Below are 14,911 nucleotides of genomic sequence, written 5' to 3' on the forward strand. Positions count from 1 at the left end.
TCAAGCCCGCGTCCATGGACCTGTTTCGAAGTGACCCTGTTGCCCAGCCCTTGGCCGCGCGCCTGCGCCCGGCCAACCTGGACGAATACGTCGGCCAGCAGCACCTGCTGGCGCGCGGCAAGCCGCTGCGCGAGGCACTGGAGCAGGGCGCGCTGCACTCGATGATCTTCTGGGGCCCGCCCGGGGTGGGCAAGACCACCCTGGCGCGTTTGCTGGCACAGTTCTGCGAGGCGCACTTCGAGACCGTCTCGGCCGTACTGGCCGGGGTCAAGGAGATCCGCCAGGCGGTGGAGATCGCCAAGCAGCAGGCCGCCCAGTACGGGCGGCGCACCATCCTGTTCGTCGACGAAGTGCACCGCTTCAACAAGTCGCAGCAGGACGCCTTTCTGCCGTATGTGGAAGACGGCACGCTGATCTTCATCGGCGCCACCACCGAAAACCCCTCGTTTGAACTCAACAACGCCCTGCTGTCGCGGGCGCGCGTGTATGTGCTCAAGAGCCTGGACGAAGCCGCGTTGCACCGCCTGGTGGAGCGCGCACTGACCGAGGAGCGCGGCCTGGGCAAGCGCAACCTGAGCCTGGGCGACGAAGCCTTCAAGATGCTGCTGGCTGCCGCCGATGGCGATGGCCGGCGCCTGCTCAACCTGCTGGAGAATGCCTCGGACCTGGCCGAAGACGGCAGCGAGATCGGGGTGGAACTGCTGCAAAGCCTGCTCGGTGATACCCGTCGACGTTTCGACAAGGGCGGCGAGGCCTTCTACGACCAGATTTCCGCATTGCACAAGTCGGTGCGTGGCTCCAACCCCGATGGGGCGCTGTACTGGTTCGCACGCATGCTCGATGGCGGCTGCGACCCGTTGTACCTGGCGCGGCGCGTGGTGCGCATGGCCAGCGAAGACATCGGCAACGCCGACCCGCGTGCGCTGAGCCTGTGTCTGGCCGCGTGGGACGTGCAGGAGCGCCTGGGCAGCCCCGAGGGCGAGCTGGCGGTGGCCCAGGCCATTACGTACCTGGCCTGTGCGCCCAAGAGCAACGCGGTGTACATGGGCTTCAAGACCGCCCTGCGCGAAGCCGCCGAGCATGGTTCGCTGGAAGTGCCGCTGCACCTGCGCAACGCACCCACCAAGCTGATGAAGCAACTGGGCTACGGCGACGAGTACCGTTATGCCCACGACGAGCCCGATGCCTATGCGGCCGGCGAAGACTACTTTCCCGATGACCTCGCGCCGCGCCAGTACTACCAGCCGGTGCCTCGCGGCCTGGAACTGAAGATCGGCGAGAAGCTGCGCCACCTGGCCGAACTCGATCGCCTGAGCCCGCGCCAGCGGAGGAAGCCATGATTGCCCTGGTGGCCGCAGTCAGCGCCGGGGGCATTGCCGGCACGCTGCTGCGCTTTGCCGCGGGAAATTGGGTCAATGCCCACTGGCCACGCCACTTCTATCTCGGTACGCTGGCGGTCAACCTGATTGGCTGCCTGCTGATCGGCTTGCTCTACGGGCTGTTTCTGCATCGCCCGCTGGTGCCGGTCGAGCTGCGCGCAGGCCTGATCGTCGGCTTCCTTGGCGGCCTGACGACCTTTTCATCCTTTTCCATGGACACCGTACGCCTGCTCGAAAGCGGGCAAGCGCCCCTGGCGTTCGGCTATGCCAGCCTCAGTGTAGTGGGTGGCCTGCTCGCCACCTGGGCCGGATTGTCCTTGACCAAATTCTGAACCAGCGAGAAAACGATATGCTCGATTCCCAACTGTTACGCGGCCAACTTCAGGAAGTGGCGGATCGCCTGGCTTCCCGTGGCTTCAGCCTGGATGTCGCGCGCATCGAAGCACTTGAAGAGCGCCGCAAGTCTGTGCAGACCCGCACCGAACAGCTGCAGGCCGAGCGTAACGCCCGTTCCAAATCCATTGGCCAGGCCAAGGCCAAGGGTGAGGACATTGCCCCGCTGATGGCCGACGTCGAGCGCATGGCCAACGAACTGGCTGCCGGCAAGGTGGAGCTGGAAGGTATCCGCGAAGAGCTGGACGCTATCCTGCTGACCATCCCCAACCTGCCGGACGCCAGCGTACCGGTGGGCGCCGATGAAGACGACAACGTCGAAGTGCGCCGCTGGGGCACCCCGCGCAGCTTCGATTTTGCGATCCAGGACCACGTCGCCCTGGGCGAGCGCAACGGCTACCTCGACTTCGAGACCGCAGCCAAGCTGTCGGGCGCGCGGTTTGCCCTGCTGCGCGGCCCGATCGCCCGTCTGCACCGTGCCCTGGCGCAGTTCATGATCAACCTGCACACCGCCGAGCATGGCTACGAGGAAGCCTACACCCCGTACCTGGTACAGGCCCCGGCGCTGCAAGGCACCGGCCAGCTGCCCAAGTTCGAGGAAGACCTGTTCAAGATCAGCCGCGAAGGCGAGGCCGACTTCTACCTGATCCCGACGGCCGAAGTGTCGCTGACCAACATCGTGGCCGGCGAAATCGTCGATGCCAAGCAACTGCCGATCAAGTTCGTCGCCCACACCCCGTGCTTTCGTAGCGAAGCCGGTGCGTCGGGTCGCGATACCCGCGGCATGATCCGCCAGCACCAGTTCGACAAGGTCGAGATGGTCCAGGTGGTCGAGCCGGGCAAGTCGATGGAAGCCCTCGAAGGCCTGACTGCCAACGCCGAGCGCGTGCTGCAACTGCTGGAGCTGCCTTACCGCGTACTGTCGCTGTGCACCGGCGACATGGGCTTCAGTGCCGTGAAGACCTACGACCTGGAAGTGTGGGTGCCGAGCCAGGACAAGTACCGCGAAATTTCCTCGTGCTCCAACTGCGGCGACTTCCAGGCGCGCCGCATGCAGGCCCGCTGGCGCAACCCGGAAACCGGCAAGCCGGAGCTGGTGCATACCCTCAACGGCTCGGGCCTGGCTGTAGGCCGTACACTGGTGGCAGTGCTGGAGAACTACCAGCAGGCTGATGGCAGCATCCGTGTACCGGACGTGCTCAAGCCTTACATGGGTGGCCTGGAGATCATCGGTTAAATGGAGTTCCTGCCGCTGTTCCACAACCTGCGGGGCAGCCAGGTGCTGGTCGTGGGTGGAGGCGAGATTGCCCTGCGCAAGTCTCGCCTGCTGGCCGATGCAGGTGCCGTGCTGCGGGTGGTTGCCCCTGAAATCGAGGGGCAACTGGCCGAACTGGCACGCTCCAGTGGCGGCCAGACCCTGGCCCGCGGCTATCACGAAAGCGACCTCGACGGTTGCCAGCTGATCATCGCCGCCACCGACGACCAGGCGCTCAACGCCCAGGTATCGGCCGATGCGCGCCAGCGCTGTGTGCCGGTCAACGTGGTGGATGCGCCGGCCTTGTGCACGGTGATCTTCCCGGCGATCGTCGACCGTTCGCCACTGGTGGTGGCGGTGTCCAGCGGCGGCGATGCGCCGGTGCTGGCACGCCTGATCCGCGCCAAGCTGGAAACCTGGATTCCTGCCGCCTATGGCGAACTGGCCGGCCTGGCCGCGCGCTTTCGCCATCGGGTCAAGGAGCTGTACCCCGACGTGAACCAGCGTCGTGGGTTCTGGGAAGACGTGTTCCAGGGCCCGATTGCCGAGCGCCAGCTGGCCGGGCAGGGCGCCGAAGCCGAACGCCTGCTGCAGGCCAAGGTGGACGGCGCGCTGCCGCAGACCTCGGGCGAGGTGTACCTGGTGGGGGCGGGGCCGGGTGATCCGGACTTGCTGACCTTCCGTGCGCTGCGCCTGATGCAGCAGGCCGATGTGGTGTTGTACGACCGCCTGGTGGCGCCCGCCATCATCGAGTTGTGCCGGCGCGACGCCGAGCGCATTTACGTGGGCAAGCGCCGTGCCGATCACAGTGTGCCGCAGGACCAGATCAACCAGCTGCTGGTGACCCTGGCCAAGCAAGGCAAGCGCGTGCTGCGCCTCAAGGGCGGCGATCCGTTCATCTTCGGCCGGGGTGGCGAGGAGATCGAAGAGCTGGCCGAGCATGGTATACCCTTCCAGGTGGTGCCGGGCATCACCGCGGCCAGCGGCTGTTCGGCGTATGCCGGCATCCCGCTGACCCACCGCGATTATGCCCAGTCGGTGCGCTTCGTGACCGGCCACCTCAAGGACGGTACCAGCAACCTGCCGTGGAATGACCTGGTGGCGCCTGCGCAGACCCTGGTGTTCTACATGGGGTTGGTGGGCTTGCCGACCATCTGTGCCGAGCTGATTCGTCACGGTCGTGCGGCTAGTACGCCGGCGGCGCTGGTGCAGCAGGGCACTACCACCAACCAGCGGGTGTTTACCGGCACCCTGGCCGACCTGCCGCAACTGGTGGCGGAGCATGAAGTGCATGCGCCGACGCTGGTGATCGTGGGCGAGGTGGTGCAGCTTCGCGAGAAGCTGGCGTGGTTCGAAGGGGCTCAGTAACAACAGCTTCGCCAGCAAGGCTGGCTCCTGCAGGTACACGCGACCCACTGCAGGAGCCAGCCTTGCTGGCGAAGGGGCCCTTCAACCCCTGATCAAAAACTGGTCTTGTCCCAAATCCCCCGGCCCACCAGCCGCTCCCGATCATGTCGCGCCGCAAAGTCCTGCAATGGCCCCTTGGGCACGATCCCGTTCGGGTTGATGGTTTTGTGGCTCATGTAATAGTGATGCTGGATATGCTCCATGTTCACCGTCTCGGCCACTCCCGGCCACTGGTACAGCTCCCTCAGCCAGTTCGACAGGTTCGGATAATCGGCGATGCGCCGCAGGTTGCACTTGAAGTGCCCGTGATACACCGCGTCGAACCGAACCAGCGTGGTGAACAGCCGCCAGTCAGCTTCGGTCAGGTATTCGCCGGCCAGGTAGCGCTGGTCGTTCAGTAGCTTTTCCAGTGCATCCAGCTCGGCAAACAGCTCGTCAAACGCCTGCTCGTAGGCTTTTTGCGTAGTCGCAAAGCCTGCGCGGTACACGCCGTTGTTCACGGCAGGGTAGATCCGCTCGTTCAGTGCATCGATGCTCGCGCGCAGCGGCTCGGGGTAAAGGTCCAGGCGATTGCTGGTCAGCCCGTCGAAGGCGGTGTTGAAGATACGGATGATCTCGGCCGACTCGTTGTTGACGATGCGTTGTTCCTGCTTGTCCCACAGCACCGGCACCGTGACCCGGCCGGTGTAATGCGGGTCGTCGCGGGTGTAGCGCTGATGCAGGAATTCAAGCTGGTCGAGCTTGTCGCCCGTCGAACCCAGGGCTGTGTCGAAGGTCCAGCCGTTCTCGCCCATCAGCCAGCTGACCACCGACACGTCGATCAGCTTGTCCAGGCCCTTGAGCGTGCGAAAGATCAGCGTGCGGTGCGCCCAGGGGCAGGCCAGCGACACATACAGGTGATAGCGCCCGGCGTCGGCTGCGGGCAGCTGATTGCGCCGCTGCGCGTTCTCGCGCTGGAAGGTGCCGTCTTTGCTGCTTTCATACCACTGGTCATGCCAGCGGCCATCGATCAACAGGCCCATGGTGGTCTCCTTGGCGATTCGTTCAACTTGGAGCCCAGTGTACGGGCTCAAGTTCGAACCAATGGCGCAAAGCATCGGCCTGTTTGATCGAAAACCTCGATCAATCGCCTAGCTCAGGCGTTGATCCCACCAGTGCTGCGCCTGCGTGAAGGCGTCCTCTCGGGTTTGCCCCAAGCCGCGTAGCGCCAGCGCCATGCTCGATACAAGAGCCAGTTCACCGTAGCTGTCGCGGGCCTCGCCGCGCCATACCGCCAGCAGGTGCTGCAGGTCGAGGCTGGCCGGCTTCACATGGCGCTGGGCCGACAGCTGCGGCCATTCTTCATCCCAGTCTTGGCCATGGGCAGTGCCGTACAGGTGGCTGGTGGCATCCGGATTGATCTCGATCTCACCGCCGTCACCCTTGACCACAATCGCCGTATCGCCCAGCAGCCGACTGGCTTCGCGGTGTACGGCCTGGTAGCCGGGGTGGAAGATACTCTGCAGGCCGCACCGCGCCCGCAGCGGGTTGAGCACCCGTGCCAGGGAGTGAATGGGCGAGCGCAGCCCCAGGGTGTTGCGCAGGTCGATCATGTGCTGCAGGCGCGGCGCCCAGTCCTGCAGGGGGATGAACGCGATGCAGTGCTCGTCCAGGGCACTGGCGACGCTGGCCCAGTCGCGGCACAGCGGGACTTGCACCTGTTCCAGCACCTGTTCGGTATACAGGCGCCCGGCGGTGTGAGCGCCGCCGCCGTGCAGCAGGATGCGCACACCGTTTTTCGCAAGGCACTTGGCCGCCAGCAGAAACCACGGCAGGTGGCGCTTCTTGCCCGCATAGCTCGGCCAGTCCAGGTCGACCGCGATGGGCGGTGCCTGTACACGCTGGCGCACGGCTTCGGTGAAGCCGGCCAGCTCCTCGGGGCTCTCCTCCTTGTGACGCAGCAGCATCAGGAAGGCGCCCAGCTGCGTCTGCTCGACCTTGCCGTCCAGCAGCATGCCCATGGCCTCGCGGGCTTCTTCCCGGGTCAGGCCGCGGGCGCCGCGTTTGCCTTTGCCCAAAATGCGCACGAACTGGGCGAAGGGGTGTTCGGCGGGCGTTTCGAGGGTGAGCGGGGTAGGGGCAGTCATATGCAGTTGGTCGGCTTTGGCAGGCCCGCGAGCTTCGCGGCAAGTTTGGCGGGGGTGCCGTTGAACAGGCGGTTCAGGTGCAGGCTGTTGCCTTTGTCCGGGCCCAGCTTCAAGGCGGTGTACTTGATCAGCGGGCGCGTGGCCGGCGACAGCTCGAACTCCTGGTAGAACTGGCGCAGCAGCTCCAGTACCTCCCAGTGTTCGGGGGTCAGTTCCAGGCCTTCGCGCTCGGCCAGGGCTTGTGCCACGGGCTTTGACCAGTCCTTCAGGTCGACCAGGAAGCCGTCCTTGTCCAGGGCAATGTCGCGGTTGTCGAGGCTCAGGGTGCTCATAGCCAGCTGTTGACCTTGTCGTGGTCCAGCGACAGCTGCACGAATGCCGGGTAGTCGATGGCCCGGGCCGCGTCGCTGGAGATACCGCGAGCTTGCAGGTCTTCTTCCAGCGCAAACAGCCTTGCGCCCAGGTTGGCTTGTTGCAGCGCCTTCAGCGGCTCGCTGCCGGGCTGCAGCGCGTACACCGCGTCGCCGCACAGCAGCAGGCCGTCGTTGCTGCCCAGCAGGCGCAGGCAACTGCTCAGGCGGTTATCGCCGAACGGCGAGTGGGAAATGACGTGCAGGGTGCTCATCAGAGGGTTACCACCTGGTCAAAACGGTCGATCAGGGCTGCCAGTGCAGCGTCGTCGAGTACCTCGACGTCCAGTGTCAGGTGTTCAGCGTCCAGGCCGCGCTCGAGCAGGCTGCGGGCGTCGGCGAACAGGGCCTCCACGCCGAACATCGGCAGCGCCTGGAGGTTGGCCGCCAGGTTCTTCTGTTGCAGCTGTGCCGGTTGCTGTGCAGGTGCCAGCTGAAACACGCCGTCATCCAGAAACAGCATGCCCAGCGGCAAGTCGAAGGCGCCGCCGGCCAGGGCGATATCCAGTGCCTCGCGGGCCGACGGGCCGGCCCAGGGGGCCTGGCGGCTGATGATCAGCAATGACTTGGCCATTCAATCGCCTCCAAAGCAGACCAGGCGGTCGGCGGTTTGTGCAGCTTCGTGCAACTGGCCCAGGCCCGACAGCTCCCACGGCGCGGGCAGGTTCACGGCGGGGCGCTGATAACGCTGGGCCTCTTCGGCGTTCAACACGCCACGGCGCAGGGCGGCGGCGATGCACACCACCGCATCGAGCTGGTGCTCGGTGACGAAGGCACGCCATTGCGCCGGCACGTCCAGCTCATCCTGCGGCGCGACCACGTTGGCCGAGGCGCTGTGCACGCCATCCTGATAGAAAAACAGCCGCACGATCTCGTGCCCGCTGGCCAGGGCAGCCTGGGCGAACAGCAGTGCACGGCGCGAGGAGGGCGCATGGCCGGGGGAAAATACCGCGAGGGCGAACTTCATGGCAGGCTCTGTCAGCAAAACTGCGCCCATGATAAAGCAAAAAGCCCGCGCCTTGTGGGCGCGGGCCTGGTTGGGGCAGCTTGGCAAGCGGCCTCAGTTCTGAGCTTTGGACTCGGGCAGGAACCAGTTCAGCACCAGCGCACAGATACCGCCGGTTGCCACGCCAGACTCCAGCACATTGCGCAGTGCCGATGGCATGTGCGCCAGGAATTCCGGCACCTGCGCCACGCCCAGGCCCAACGCCAGGGACACCGCGATGATCAGCAGGGCGCGACGGTCCAGGCTGATGCTGGCCAGAATATTGATACCCGAGGCCGCTACGGCACCGAACATCACCATCGCAGCGCCACCCAGCACCGGCTCCGGCACCGCCTGGATCACCCCGGCCACGCTTGGGAACAGCCCCAGAATCACCAGCATTGCGGCAATCCAGATACCGATATGGCGGCTGGCAATACCGGTCAGCTGGATCACGCCGTTGTTCTGCGCGAACACCGAGCTGGGGAAGGTGTTGAACACACCGGCCAGCAGCGAGTTGGCGCCGTTGACCAGCACGCCGCCCTTGATGCGTTGCATCCACAGCGGGCCTTCGACCGGCTGGCGCGATACCTTGCTGGTGGCGGTAACGTCGCCGATGGCTTCCAGCGAAGTCACCAGGTAGATCACCAGCATCGGAATGAACAGCGCCCAGGAGAAACTCAGGCCGAAGTGCAATGGCACCGGCACCTGGAACACGGCGGCTTCATGCATGCCGGTAAAGTCCAGGCGGCCCAGGTAGCCGGCCAGTGCGTAGCCGACGGCCAGCGCGATCACGATCGCGCAACTGCGCATCCACACCACCGGGATGCGGTTGAGTACCACGATGATGGCCAGCACCACGCCGGACAGCAGCAGGTTTTCGCCGTTGGCGAAGGTACCGTTAGCCATGGCGCCGAAACCGCCGCCCATGCTGATCAGGCCCACCTTGATCAGCGTGAGGCCGATCATCAGCACTACTATGCCGGTGACCAGGGGGGTGATCAGGCGTTTCACGAACGGCAGAATGCGCGAAATGCCCATCTCAACGAACGAGCCGGCAATCACCACACCAAAGATCGCCGCCATTACGCCTTCTACGGGCGTACCTTGCTTGACCATCAGCGCGCCGCCGGCGATCAGCGGGCCAACGAAGTTGAAGCTGGTGCCTTGCACGATCAACAGCCCGGCGCCGAAGGGCCCGAAGCGTCGGCATTGCACGAAGGTGGCGATCCCGGAGATCACCAGCGACATCGACACGATCAGGTTGGTATCGCGGGCCGATACGCCGAGTGCCTGGCAGATCAGCAGGCCGGGGGTAACGATAGGCACGATGATCGCCAGCAGGTGCTGCAGGGCAGCGAGCAGGGCGATCAGCGGCCGGGGCCGGTCTTCCAGGCCTAGAACCAGTTCATTGGCCTGTTCGGGCGCTTGTTCGAGTGAGCTCATGGGTGTTGCTGCCCCGGGCAGAAAAAGGAGCGCATTCTACGGCGCGCGCGGGGATTGGGGTAGCCCAGTTTGCCAGCATTATCTGACGCTACAGCCCGCGGGGCGTAGGGGTCGGCCTTGCCAGCGAACGAGCGCGAAGCCAGCGCCCCTCAAACGCCACCCACAAAAAAGCCCGCCGAAGCGGGCTTTTTCAACACTCAACCAACCAAGCTCGGATCAGTCATCCCGACCCATCAGCCCGAACAGTTGCAGCAGGCTGACGAACAGGTTGTAGATCGATACATACAGGCTGATGGTCGCCATGATGTAGTTACGCTCACCACCGTGGATGATCGCGCTGGTCTGGAACAGGATGCACACCGACGAGAACAGCACGAAACCTGCGCTGATCGCCAGTTGCAGGCCGCTGATCTGGAAGAAGAAGCTTGCCAGCACAGCGCCCAGCAGCACGAAGAAGCCTGCGGTGATGAAGCCGCCCAGGAAGCTCATGTCCTTGCGGGTGATCAGCACGTAGGCCGACAGACCACCGAACACCAGTGCGGTCATGGCGAATGCCGAGCTGACCACTTCAGCGCCGCCGGCCATGCCCAGGTAGCGGTTGAGGATAGGGCCGAGCAGGAAGCCCATGAAACCGGTCAGCGCGAAGGTGGACACCAGGCCCCATACCGAGTCACGCAGTTTGTTGGTGAGGAAGAACAGGCCGTAGAAGCCGATCAGCACCACGAAAATGTTCGGGTAGCCGACGCGCATCTGTTGGGCCACATAGGCCATGACACCACTGAAAGCGAGGGTGATGGCCAGCAGGCCATAGGTGTTGCGCAGGACGCGGCTGACCTCTTGCTGTTCGACCTGCAGGCCGTGGTTGACGGCGTAATCCTGTTCGCGCATGGCGACACTCCTGTGGGTTTGAAACGTTCAGATGCAAAGATCATAACAGAGGCGCGCAGACCAGCCACCTAGAGAGTTTGACAGCTTGTTTCATTTCGGTATTATGGCGCCCGCAATACGAGGAAGCGTGGCCGAGTGGTTTAAGGCAACGGTCTTGAAAACCGTCGATGGGCAACTATCCTAGAGTTCGAATCTCTACGCTTCCGCCATATTCAAAGCCCTGATTAGTCAGGGCTTTTTGCGTTTTTGGGGCATGCGAAAACGACCTCTGGAACCATCCTTGGGAATGGTTTGAACCCAAAGCGCTTCTGATACTTCCTCATTTGGCGGGTTTCGCCAACGCCCCAATTCTTCGCAGCACGCGCTCGTATTTCACCGTGGCCCCGCCGATGGCGACGACGTGCCCGGTACCCCCAGCATCACCAGCCTGGGCGATGCAGGAACCGTCGGACTCGTCGAGAAGCAGGCAAGCTGTTTTCGATCTACGCAGAGACCTCATCGTCGAACCAGCAGCCGTAGCCCAACCAAAGTGTGGCGAAGCCAAACAATCAGCAGTGCTGCCTGATAGATAGACACTATTTTTCTCTCTGAAAAAATTAGCCGCGCAAAAGAATCGGGCTGTTTCGTGCACTATTTTTTCAAGGCGCTCAGGTGCGTGACGAGTGAACGAAGATTGGCGGGTGGGCTGATCTGGGCCTAAAAAGAAAAACTTGCGAGCAGGCCATGGCGGCCTGCTGCAATAACAGTCAGGAGTAGCGAGTGCAATAGTGTTTTTTACTTTACAGCTTTTCTGGAGGGCTACTCTTTTTGCGGTGCTTTCTGGCTTTTAAGATGCACTCCGGCAGCTTTCGCAGCGCCATCCCTTGTAACTTTCGGCTTTTTCAAGCGCTGCAACCAAATCACGACCGGCTATCGTGTTTTGGCAGTTGTTGTGTTTTTCGTTTGGTTTTCTCATCCCCTCGCATTGTTTCTTCAGGAAGGGGCTCACCACCGCCTGCTGCCTTGACGTAAGCGCTCTGAAACCCTTGTCTACGGCTAGCTGGGCGTAGCTTTGTACGCTCGGCTTTTCACCTTGAAATGCGTTCTGCGCGATAAGGGCCGAGAAAATCTCTCGCTCGATAGTCATTCGTTAATCCTTTATTCAACCAACAAGTTTGCTCATGTTTTTTATTATTCTGAGCAATGCGAAAGCATACGTTACCATCGGGTGAGGTTTTATTGAACTGGGTTTCCATCCAGCTATAAAAACGCACGGCTTCACATTTTTTGGTCAATAAAGTTTGGGTTCCTGGTATTTAAAATATTTCAATAGGTCATTGTTACAATTTATTTCTTGTTCAAAAAAGTTTCGCTCTCACTTTAATGGGGTCGTGCACCGTGTAAGTTTCCTGCCTTTCCCGCTAAGTTTTACGGTGACGACACGCCTTATGAGTTTTTATGAAGTTCCGCGATTTCCTGTGCCGGGCTGCCACTGAGTGCGCAGCTCGTGGGGAGCACTCGCCCTGTCGATTTCAGCTGCAGGTCGTGCAGGTCCTTCGTCAGCCCCTGGTTCATCGCCACAAGCTTGGCAATGTTCCTGCGCGCCTTGCCCAGCTCTCGGGTCAGGTATTCGGCCTCATTCGTAATGAGCACCACCTGGTGCTTCCACATCTCCAGCTCAGTGGGCGCTCCGAAGCCGTCAAGGTCTTCAATGTCTTGGGTCATTTCCGCCACCATATGGGTACTGTTTGCATATACAGTAATCCAGTCGGGCGAGCACGGCGAGCCGAGGCGACGAATTGCACGGGGAGGGGGATTTTTCGGCCGGCAGGACGCCGGAACAGGGGTGAGAATCGGTTTCAGAACGCCAGCGGCGCCACTTGCAGCATGCGGCCTGTCGCATGCCGAGTTATCGCCAGCACCACGCCCCTTCAGTCATGCTCCATCTGAACATACTCCAGCATCTTCTGGCTCCCATCCAGAATGTCACTGCAGATCGCCAGGCGAGCCGCCGCACCATCGCGCTGCTTCAACGCCTCCAGCACATCCCAGTGATGATCAATCGCCATGCGCTCGTTGAACCCGCCGTAGGCCCGGGCAATCAGCGGCCCGGTACGCATCCACAACCCATCCAGCAGGCTGACCAGCACCGGCATATCGGCGATTTCCGCCAAACTGAAGTGAAACTCGTGGTTGAAGGTCAGCGCGGACCTCAAGTCATTGTCCTTGATCGCCACCAGGTTGTTCTGAATGCAGGTTTGCAGCCGCGCCACTTGCTCCTCGGTCGCCAGCGATGCAGCTGTTTCGGCCGCCAACCCCTCGAGCGAGAGCCGGATGCTCCTGATCTCCAGGTACTGCTTGGAAGTCAGTACCGGCACACGAATGTCCCGCGGTGTCTTCAGAACCAGCGCCTGCTCCTTTGCCAGTTGAAGAATCGCGTCCCGCACTGGTGTGACACTCGTACCCAGCTGTTCGGCAAGGTCGCGTATGCGCAGCCGGTCGTTAGGCTGGAAGCGCCCTGTAATCAGGGCTTCGCGCAGCAGGCCATAGATACCGCTGCCAAGGTAGGAGTGTTTCAGGTGCTCAATCGGATAATTCATCGCGTACTCGTGTGCGGCGCAGGCCCGGCGGGAGAGGGGAGGCTACCGGCAGCGATTATCGAGTAACTCAAACATGTTGCCCACCGTTTACATGGATTTCTGCGCCATTGACGTACGAAGCGCCCTGCGTGCAGAGAAAATGCACCAACGCCGCGACCTCCTCGGGTTTGCCCATGCGTTTCATCGGGATCGATCGCTCCACGATCAGCTCGGTGCCAGCGGACAGGATGGAGGTGTCGATCTCCCCCGGGGCGATCGCGTTCACCCGAACCCCATAGGGCCCGAAGTCGTGCGCCATCTCGCGAGTCAGCGCCGACAGCGCCGCTTTGGAGCAGGCATACGCCACCCCTGCGAACGGGTGCACCCGCGAACCGGCAATGGAGGTGACGTTGATCACCGAGCCTTTCGCCGCCTTGAGCTCCTCGAACAACCCCCGCGCCAGCAGGGCCGTCGAGAAGATGTTCACGTTGAACACGTTCAGCCAGGTCGAGTAGTCGGACTCCAGCACCCCCAGTCGCTCCCCATCCGGGCCTTTGGGTGAAACGCCGGCGTTGTTGACCAACGCATCCAGCCGCCCCCCGAGTTTTTCCCGGATTTCCGGAAGCCTGCGCTGTATGTCCTCCACGCTCCCCAGGTCGAGGTGAATGTGGTTGGCGATGCCTTCGGCCCAGGGGCAGCCTTCGCCCAGGTCCTGCCTCGAGGCGGTAAACACGCGCCAACCCGCAGCACTGAAATGTTTCACGGTGGCGTGGCCGATGCCCCGGCTGGCACCGGTGAGAAGCAGCGTACGTTGATCGGTCATGGCGGGTTCCCTGTTCATTGGTGAGGGCAAGTGTAGCGTAAAATATGATGCATCATATTTATTATGTGTTTTAATGCGTCCCGTCCCCACCGGGGAAGCGTCACGTTCGATCGATTGCTGCCACTACAAGAAAACTGCCATCCCTTTAAAGCTGCCCACGACCCGTAGCTGACCTGGAGAGACGCATGAATAAGAAAATCGCAGCTGTACTTTTGCTCGCAACCATCGCAAGCCCGCTGTATGCCGCTGAAAAGCTGACCGTGGTGTCCTTCGGCGGCAACAACCGCCAGGCGCAGGAGAAGGCGTTCTACAAACCCTTCACCGCCCAGACCGGCGTGGCCATCACCGCCGACGACTACAACGGCGAAATGGCCAAGATCAAGGTGATGGCCGACACCGGCAAAACCAGCTGGGATGTGGTGGAGGTCGAATCGCCCGAGCTCATCCGTGGTTGCAGCGAAGGGGTGTTCGAACCGCTGGACTGGAGCCGGATAGGCAACAAGGAAGACTTCATTCCTGCGGCCGTCAGCGACTGTGGTGTCGGCATCTTCATCTGGTCCACCGTGCTGACCTACGACCCCAACAAACTCGCCTCCAGCCCGCAAGGCTGGGCCGACTTCTGGGACCTGAAGAAGTACCCCGGCAAGCGCGGCCTGCGCCGCGGCGCGAAGTTCACGCTGGAGTTCGCGCTGCTCGCCGATGGGGTAGACAACAAGGACCTCTACACGCTGCTGGGTACTGAAGAGGGTGTCAAACGTGCGTTCAAGAAGCTCGATGAAATCAAGTCCAGCATCCAGTGGTGGGACTCCGGCGCGCAGCCGCTGCAATGGCTGATCGCCGGTGACGTGGTCATGACCTCCGCCTACAACGGCCGTGTCACCTCTGCCCAGGAGGAAGGCCAGTCGTTTGCGATGCAATGGAATGGCAGCCTCTACGATCTCGATCACTGGGCCATCGTGAAAGGGGCGCCGAAAAAGGAACTGGCCGAGCGCTTCATCGCGTTCGCCAGCGAGCCCATGCAACAGAAGAACTTCGTCGAGGCCATCCCCTACGGGCCCAGCAACACCGGCGCGATGGACCTGCTGGACAAGCGCGTGGGCGAAAAACTGCCCACCGCCCCGCAAAACCTGAAAAACGCCCGTGCCACCGACGCCGAGTTCTGGATCGACCACGGTGAGGATCTGGAGGAACGCTTCAACGCCTGGGTCAACAAGTGATGCATGGCGCCCCTGAAACCGGGG

17 protein-coding genes and 1 tRNA gene are annotated in these 14,911 nt (G+C 62.4%); 6 read left to right on the forward strand and 12 right to left on the reverse strand.

Features of this window, described 5'->3' with window-relative positions:
• Window positions 1-14 precede the first annotated feature (14 nt).
• From V9K84_RS05565 to cysG, 4 genes are read left to right on the forward strand one after another with little or no spacing between them, the layout of a single operon-like run.
• Window positions 15-1,340: a replication-associated recombination protein A gene (locus V9K84_RS05565; protein WP_043860847.1), complete on the forward strand. Its 1,326-nt coding sequence runs from the start codon at window positions 15-17 to the stop codon at window positions 1,338-1,340.
• Window positions 1,337-1,711 (forward strand): fluoride efflux transporter CrcB, encoded by a 375-nt coding sequence (gene crcB, locus V9K84_RS05570; RefSeq protein WP_043860846.1) that lies wholly within the window; start codon window positions 1,337-1,339, stop codon window positions 1,709-1,711. The genes V9K84_RS05565 and crcB overlap by 4 nt, the downstream gene beginning before the upstream one ends.
• 17 nt (window positions 1,712-1,728) lie before the next feature.
• Window positions 1,729-3,009 (forward strand): serine--tRNA ligase, encoded by a 1,281-nt coding sequence (gene serS / locus V9K84_RS05575; RefSeq protein ID WP_043860845.1) that lies wholly within the window; start codon window positions 1,729-1,731, stop codon window positions 3,007-3,009.
• Entirely contained in the window at window positions 3,010-4,395 is a 1,386-nt protein-coding gene (cysG, locus tag V9K84_RS05580) for a siroheme synthase CysG (protein WP_043860844.1), read from the forward strand.
• A 92-nt stretch (window positions 4,396-4,487) separates the two neighbouring features.
• On the opposite strand, the gene V9K84_RS05585 is transcribed toward cysG, so the two are convergent.
• The 8 genes from V9K84_RS05585 to V9K84_RS05620 all read right to left on the reverse strand — a co-directional run bounded on the left by V9K84_RS05585 (window position 4,488) and on the right by V9K84_RS05620 (window position 10,289).
• Entirely contained in the window at window positions 4,488-5,456 is a 969-nt protein-coding gene (locus tag V9K84_RS05585; protein WP_088515151.1) for a glutathione S-transferase family protein, read from the reverse strand.
• Window positions 5,457-5,564: 108 nt separating this feature from the next.
• A complete protein-coding gene (locus tag V9K84_RS05590) occupies window positions 5,565-6,560 on the reverse strand; it encodes a glycosyl transferase family protein (protein WP_088515150.1) in 996 nt (331 codons plus the stop codon).
• Window positions 6,557-6,892 carry a TusE/DsrC/DsvC family sulfur relay protein gene (locus V9K84_RS05595; RefSeq protein ID WP_043860841.1) on the reverse strand — a complete coding sequence of 112 codons (336 nt, stop codon included), beginning with the start codon at window positions 6,890-6,892 and terminating at the stop codon, window positions 6,557-6,559. Before V9K84_RS05595 ends, V9K84_RS05590 begins: the two co-directional genes overlap by 4 nt.
• The gene (gene tusB / locus V9K84_RS05600) at window positions 6,889-7,185 is read right to left on the reverse strand and encodes a sulfurtransferase complex subunit TusB (protein WP_043860840.1); all 297 of its coding nucleotides are present in this window, start codon (window positions 7,183-7,185) and stop codon (window positions 6,889-6,891) included. The genes V9K84_RS05595 and tusB overlap by 4 nt, the downstream gene beginning before the upstream one ends.
• Window positions 7,185-7,544 (reverse strand): sulfurtransferase complex subunit TusC, encoded by a 360-nt coding sequence (gene tusC / locus V9K84_RS05605; RefSeq protein WP_043860839.1) that lies wholly within the window; start codon window positions 7,542-7,544, stop codon window positions 7,185-7,187. The genes tusB and tusC overlap by 1 nt, the downstream gene beginning before the upstream one ends.
• Window positions 7,545-7,937: a sulfurtransferase complex subunit TusD gene (tusD, locus tag V9K84_RS05610; RefSeq protein WP_043860838.1), complete on the reverse strand. Its 393-nt coding sequence runs from the start codon at window positions 7,935-7,937 to the stop codon at window positions 7,545-7,547.
• Window positions 7,938-8,030: 93 nt separating this feature from the next.
• Complete coding sequence (locus tag V9K84_RS05615) at window positions 8,031-9,401, reverse strand: uracil-xanthine permease family protein (protein WP_043860837.1); 1,371 nt, start codon at window positions 9,399-9,401, stop codon at window positions 8,031-8,033.
• Between the two features lie 216 nt (window positions 9,402-9,617).
• Window positions 9,618-10,289 (reverse strand): Bax inhibitor-1/YccA family protein, encoded by a 672-nt coding sequence (locus V9K84_RS05620; protein WP_043860836.1) that lies wholly within the window; start codon window positions 10,287-10,289, stop codon window positions 9,618-9,620.
• 121 nt (window positions 10,290-10,410) lie between these two features.
• On the opposite strand from V9K84_RS05620, the gene V9K84_RS05625 reads away from it, so the two are divergent.
• A tRNA-Ser gene (locus V9K84_RS05625) sits at window positions 10,411-10,498 on the forward strand.
• Between the two features lie 617 nt (window positions 10,499-11,115).
• Here V9K84_RS05625 and V9K84_RS05630 read toward each other — a convergent pair.
• From V9K84_RS05630 to V9K84_RS05645, 4 genes are all read right to left on the reverse strand, one after another.
• Entirely contained in the window at window positions 11,116-11,415 is a 300-nt protein-coding gene (locus V9K84_RS05630) for a hypothetical protein (protein ID WP_043861032.1), read from the reverse strand.
• Window positions 11,416-11,714: 299 nt separating this feature from the next.
• A complete protein-coding gene (locus tag V9K84_RS05635) occupies window positions 11,715-11,993 on the reverse strand; it encodes a hypothetical protein (RefSeq protein ID WP_143516652.1) in 279 nt (92 codons plus the stop codon).
• A gap of 206 nt (window positions 11,994-12,199) precedes the next feature.
• Window positions 12,200-12,868, reverse strand: coding sequence for a GntR family transcriptional regulator (locus tag V9K84_RS05640; protein WP_088515149.1), 669 nt, complete (start codon window positions 12,866-12,868; stop codon window positions 12,200-12,202).
• Window positions 12,869-12,935: 67 nt separating this feature from the next.
• Complete coding sequence (locus V9K84_RS05645; RefSeq protein ID WP_043861035.1) at window positions 12,936-13,670, reverse strand: SDR family oxidoreductase; 735 nt, start codon at window positions 13,668-13,670, stop codon at window positions 12,936-12,938.
• 185 nt (window positions 13,671-13,855) lie between these two features.
• Between V9K84_RS05645 and V9K84_RS05650 the strand changes: the two genes are divergently transcribed.
• Window positions 13,856-14,887, forward strand: a complete 1,032-nt coding sequence (locus V9K84_RS05650) for an ABC transporter substrate-binding protein (RefSeq protein WP_043861036.1) — start codon at window positions 13,856-13,858, stop codon at window positions 14,885-14,887.
• The last annotated feature ends 24 nt before the right edge of the window (window positions 14,888-14,911 follow it).

This window comes from Pseudomonas sp. AE27, assembly GCF_037113495.1.
Lineage (GTDB): Bacteria > Pseudomonadota > Gammaproteobacteria > Pseudomonadales > Pseudomonadaceae > Aquipseudomonas > Aquipseudomonas palmensis.